Annotated in this window: 4 protein-coding genes; 3 read left to right on the plus strand and 1 reads right to left on the minus strand. The window is 68.4% G+C overall.

Translation table 11 applies throughout. From position 1 onward, the window contains the following. Positions 1 to 146: 146 nt before the first annotated feature. Positions 147 to 629 carry a ribose-5-phosphate isomerase gene (locus tag U9980_RS10355; protein ID WP_322767720.1) on the plus strand — a complete coding sequence of 161 codons (483 nt, stop codon included), beginning with the start codon at positions 147 to 149 and terminating at the stop codon, positions 627 to 629. A 78-nt stretch (positions 630 to 707) separates the two neighbouring features. Here U9980_RS10355 and U9980_RS10360 read toward each other — a convergent pair whose 3' ends face one another. Continuing rightward, positions 708 to 1,022, minus strand: coding sequence for a hypothetical protein (locus tag U9980_RS10360; protein ID WP_322767721.1), 315 nt, complete (start codon positions 1,020 to 1,022; stop codon positions 708 to 710). A 1,010-nt stretch (positions 1,023 to 2,032) separates the two neighbouring features. Here U9980_RS10360 and U9980_RS10365 point away from each other — a divergent pair. Next, a complete protein-coding gene (locus U9980_RS10365; RefSeq protein ID WP_322767722.1) occupies positions 2,033 to 3,040 on the plus strand; it encodes a dolichyl-phosphate beta-glucosyltransferase in 1,008 nt (335 codons plus the stop codon). Between the two features lie 80 nt (positions 3,041 to 3,120). Beyond that, a partial coding sequence (locus U9980_RS10370) for an alpha-(1->3)-arabinofuranosyltransferase domain-containing protein (protein ID WP_322767723.1) occupies positions 3,121 to 5,141 on the plus strand: 2,021 nt, incomplete at its 3' end.

Here is a 5,141-nt window from a genome sequence, read left to right on the forward strand (position 1 = left end):
TGTGAGCGGGTTGTTGCTGTCAAGGACCATCCGGTGAACAGGATCGGGGACCGATGCCCCGCGGGTGTCGCCCGTCAGGTGTGTCTTTTCTAGATCATTGGAGCGGGGGGAGTAACGGCGGCCTGCGACGGGCATCATTTCGTTCCATGCGCGTCCATCTCGGTTCCGACCACGCGGGCTTCGAACTCAAGACCTCATTGATCACTCGACTGGCCGAGCTGGGTCATTCGGCAGTTGATCACGGCCCGGCCGCCTACGACCCGGATGATGACTACCCGCCGTACGTGATCGCGGCAGCCGCGGCCGTAGTGGGCGAACCGGGCAGTCTGGGTGTCGTCATCGGTGGTTCCGGCAACGGCGAGGCCATCGCCGCGAACAAGGTCACCGGCGTGCGTGCCGCCCTCGTCTGGAATATCGAAACGGCCCGGCTCGCCCGGCTGCACAACGACGCGAACGTCGCGAGTATCGGTGCGCGGATGCACACCGTTGCGGAGGCCGTCGGCCTCATCGAGGTGTTCCTGGGGACGCTGTTCAGCGCCGAGCAACGTCACATCCGGCGGATCACCATGCTCGCGGCCTACGAGCGATCTGGCGTGGTGCCGATCACGTCCGCGCCGCTGGCTCCCTGACCCGGGCGCCCCGGCCTACGGCCCAGCCGGACACAAGGATTGAAACAGGTGTTGACGCAGGCGTAAGGGCGGTCTGAGTTACCCTCGACGCTGCGTTCGGGGGACGGTCGTGGGGGCGGTGGCGGGGTCGGTCCATGGACGCCGCCGAAGGACGACGGTGCGTTCAGCCTCGGCCATGTCGTCGAGGTCGGGCCGGGCGACGTCCCGGGCTCGCATAGCCGTTCCCGGCGGCAGCCGCGAGCGTCCGGCGCCGACCAGGGCACGCAGGCCAGGATCACCCATGTCCCGCCGACGCCCTGATCGCTCGGTCGGATCGCTGTCGGAACCGGCTGGGCTCGGTGGGGTCGGAGCGTCGTCGCCGGGGCTGGTGGCTGTCGCAGGGCCTTCCGTCATCGATCACTCCTGTTCGGTGCGACGCCCACCCGGCGCGGACATCCTCGGGATCCAGAATGCCCCGGTGCGGGGGGCATGGGCCGGCTGGGCGCGGATCGCCCGGACACAGGATTCGCAACCGGTTCTCGGGCACAATGCATTGACCCGCACCGGCGAGATCCGAAGGGAGTTGGCGGCCAGTCTGCGTACTTTACGAGTCCGTTTCAGATTTTTCGTTCGATTACGCTGGGTATCAGCCTCAGTATTTCGACGACAGTACCACCATTGGGTGAATAAACGGGGCGCAGACCTGTTCCGATTGTCTTTCGTCCGAACACTGTCGGAGGGGGCGCTGGTGGGAACGACTGGCGCGATCAGGGTGGGATCGGCGTGGGGTCAGGGCGCGTGATCGTGCCGGTGAGCACTCGTCATCCACGGCAGCACGATTCATTGACAATACGCAGACAACTGTCGACGCAAGGTCGCCGATGGCATAACCCCCATCCCGGTCGGTGACGATTCGGTATCCGACGGTGGGCATGGTGTGACGAAGGGGTCATTGTCGGATGTGTGTCGCAGTGACGTGCGGGTGGCGGGCGAAGAGGGGCGCCCCGCCTGCGAGAGGATGTCCGAGGTGTAGGTGCGTCAAGCGGTGCCGAACGGTGGGTGGGCGGCGGCGTTCGCGGGTCGTCGGCTCGGGTACGACGTTCGCCGCGAGATCCCTGCGGGCATGGTTCGTGTCGTGTTGCCGAGGCCTCGGGGAAGGCCGGTGAAAGGATGGGTGGGCGCATGTACGGATACCTGCTGTCCATCCCGCGTGGCCAGAACGTGCCGCCAGTCTGTTGGCGGCGCAATGGTGGATCGTCGGTCGGTCCTCGCCGGGTGAATACTGATTTGGCAGCTCGGATCGCACCGGCACGGCGATGCCGTATCGAAGCTTCGGCCGGACCTATTCGGGCGTGACGAGGTGTTTCGCGATCGGCAGGTGATCGCGCGCCCTTGTCGTTGCCGACGCAGCTTGGGAGTGACTCTTGGACCACGTTCCCGTCAGTATCGTCATCCCCGCCTACAACGAGGCGCACCGGCTCCCGGAGGCGTTGCCCCGTCTGGTGGCTGTGGTGAGCACGCTTGCCGGCGCGGAGGTGATCCTTGTGGATGACGGCAGTACCGACCGTACTGCCGAGGTTGCTGAGCGGTTGTTGAGTGAGCTGCCGCGGGCACGCGTCGTGAGCCTTCCGTGGAACTCCGGTAAGGGTACGGCAATTCGCACGGGTGTCGCGATGGCGCGGGGCGCGTCGATCGTGTTCATGGACGCGGATATGGCTTCGGATCTCAACGACCTGCCGCCGCTTCTCGCGGCGCTCAACGATGCCGAGGTTGCGCTCGGGTCGCGCCGGATCGGTGACAACGCGCTACGCACGAGCGGCCGGCGGATGGGTAGCTGGGCGTTCAACCGAATCACCCGGACCCTTGCGGGACTGGACGTCGCCGACACCCAGTGTGGCTTCAAGGCGTTTCGGCATGCCGAGGCGAAGCTGCTCTTCAGCCTGTCGCGGTCCACGGGTTTCGGCTTCGACGTCGAGGTCATCGCGCTTGCGCGGTCGATGGGTTACCGAATCGCCGAGGTTCCCGTGCACTGGTCGGAGATGGCCGGCGGGACCTTTCGGGTCACCAGGCACACCCCGGCGATGCTGGTCGACGTGATGCGGGCCCGGCGGTACCGCCGGCGGGTACCTGTCCTGCCCACGCCGCTGCACCTGCGGACCAGCCAGGCAGCGCCGTCGGTGGTCCTGCAGGCGGTACCCTCGCCGCTGGCTGAGGCAAGGCGCCTGGGTGCCGCGGCAGGGACGGGCACCCATCCAGCGCCGGAGGCGGAGGCATCCCGGACTCCGGGCGCCCGGGTGCTCAGTATGGGTGTGGCCGGTATGGGTACGGGCGGTATGGCTGCCGACGGTGGCTCGGTACAGACGCCTGGGTCGACCAGGACCGGAGGTGGACGGGACCCCGGCCTGACGTCGGCTCCGCGCGAGGTCGTATGATCATCGTTGGAGCAGACGGTCCGGCGGTCCGGCGGTCGCCGTCGCCGTCGCCGCCGTCCGCCCCGCAGGGTGGCGCACTCGTGGCGGTCTCCGACCACCTCGGCCGTACGCCGCGGTGGTCCATCGCGGCGATGGCCGCCGGTTTCGTCCTGCTGTGTCTGCTCCAGGCGCCTGGCAGGCTTGCTGCGGACACCAAGCTCGATCTTGCGGTGGACCCGGCCGGCTTTCTTGCCGCCAGCACCCATCTGTGGCGTTCGAGCTCGGACTTCGGCCTGCTCCCCAACCAGTACGTCGGCTACCTGTTCCCGATGGGGTCGTTCTTCGCCGGCGGGAAGGTGCTGGGCCTACCACCGTGGGTCACCCAGCGGTTGTGGATGGCTCTGATACTGACCGTCGCTTCGTGGGGAGTCATCCGGCTCGCGGACACGTTGCGCGTCGGTGGCCGGACGCATCGGGTGATCGGGGGGATTGCCTACTCCGTATCGCCGTTCGTCCTGGGAAAGATCGGCTCCACCTCCGTCGCGCTGACGGGGAGTGCAATGCTGCCGTGGATGGTCCTTCCGCTCGTGCTCGCGGTGCGGCGGGATTCATCCGGATCGTTGCGGCAGCTGTCGCCGCGGCGGGCCGCAGCACTGTCCGGGCTCGCGATTTTCGCGACCGGCGGCGTCAACGCGAGCGTCACCCTGGACGTCCTGCTGTGCCCGGCTGTCGTGCTCGTCCTGGCCGGAACAGACCGGCGGGCCTGGGCCCTTCGGGGTTGGTGGATCCTGTCGGTGCTGCTCGCGACCGGATGGTGGGTCCTGGCGCTGGCGACGCAGCGGCGGTACGGCCTCAATTTTCTTCCTTACACCGAGACCGCCGTCACCACGACCGCCACGACGTCGGTCGGCGAGGCGTTGCGGGGCGCCAGCGACTGGATGGCCTACCTGCGTCTGCCGAGTCCATGGTTGCCCGCGGCGTCCGAATACGTCACCACCTTCGCCGCGGTTCTCGGATCCGGCCTGGTGGCGGCACTCGGAGTCTGGGGGCTCGCGCGCGCCGATCTGCCGGCCCGACGCTTTCTGGTGCTCACGTTCGGGGTCGGGGTCGTCGCCATCTGCGCTGCCTACCCTGGGCAACCCGCAAGTCCCTTGGCGGATACCGTCCGCGATCTGTTCGGCGCTCCGTTCGGCTTCCTGCGCAATGTCTACAAGTTCCAGCCGGTGGTCCGACTACCGATGGCGCTCGGCCTCGCTCATGCCCTGTCCGTCGCGGCCTCGTGGCGGCGCTCCGATCGGGGTGGCGCGGTTGGCGGGGTCCGGCGGCGCGACCCGATCATCCGGCTCATCCGGCGTGGGCGGCCGGTCGGGCGCCGCAGGGTCGCCGCGCGGCGGCCGGGTCTGGTCGTGGTCGTCGTGACCGTCGCCTGCGTGATTGCGGGAATGACCCCCGCACTTGCGGGCAAGCTCACTCCTGCCGGCACATTCCGTAACGTTCCGGGCTACTGGGGGCAGGCTGCGCAGTGGCTGGCGCGGAATCCGGCCGGCGGCCGGACCTTGGTGCTGCCGGGAACGGCGTTCGGTGAGTACAGCTGGGGTCGGCCGTTGGACGAGCCGATGCAGTGGTTAGCACAGACACCCTGGGGGGTTCGCAGCCTGATCCCGCTCGGTGGGACCGGCGTCATCCGGTGGATGGACGGGATCGAACGCCAGCTCACGCTCGGATCCGCACCAGGGCTTGCGCAGGCACTGGCCCGGGCCGGGGTCGGCCAGGTACTGGTCCGCAATGATCTGCAGAACAAGGACTGGGACGTGCCGCCGTCATCCGCGCAGATCAGCGGCGCGCTGCGCGGATCCGGTCTGCAGCAGGCCGCGAGGTTCGGCCCGATGCTCCCGGCCCGTTCCGCGGGAAACGCCAGGCTTGTCCCGGCGCTACGTAATCCGACGCAGCGGGTGCCTGCCCTGGAGGTGTGGGTGGTCCCGGGCGGAGCCAGCATGGTGCAGGCGTATCCGGCAGCTACGGCGCTGATTGTGTCCGGGGGTGCCGAGGCGACCGTGGAGATGGCGGCCCAGCGGGTGTTGCCCGACCAGGCCGCCGTGTTGGCCGGTGACCTGGCCGCAAC

Source organism: Protofrankia sp. Cr1, assembly GCF_963555865.1.
In the GTDB taxonomy this organism is placed as follows: domain Bacteria; phylum Actinomycetota; class Actinomycetes; order Frankiales; family Frankiaceae; genus Protofrankia.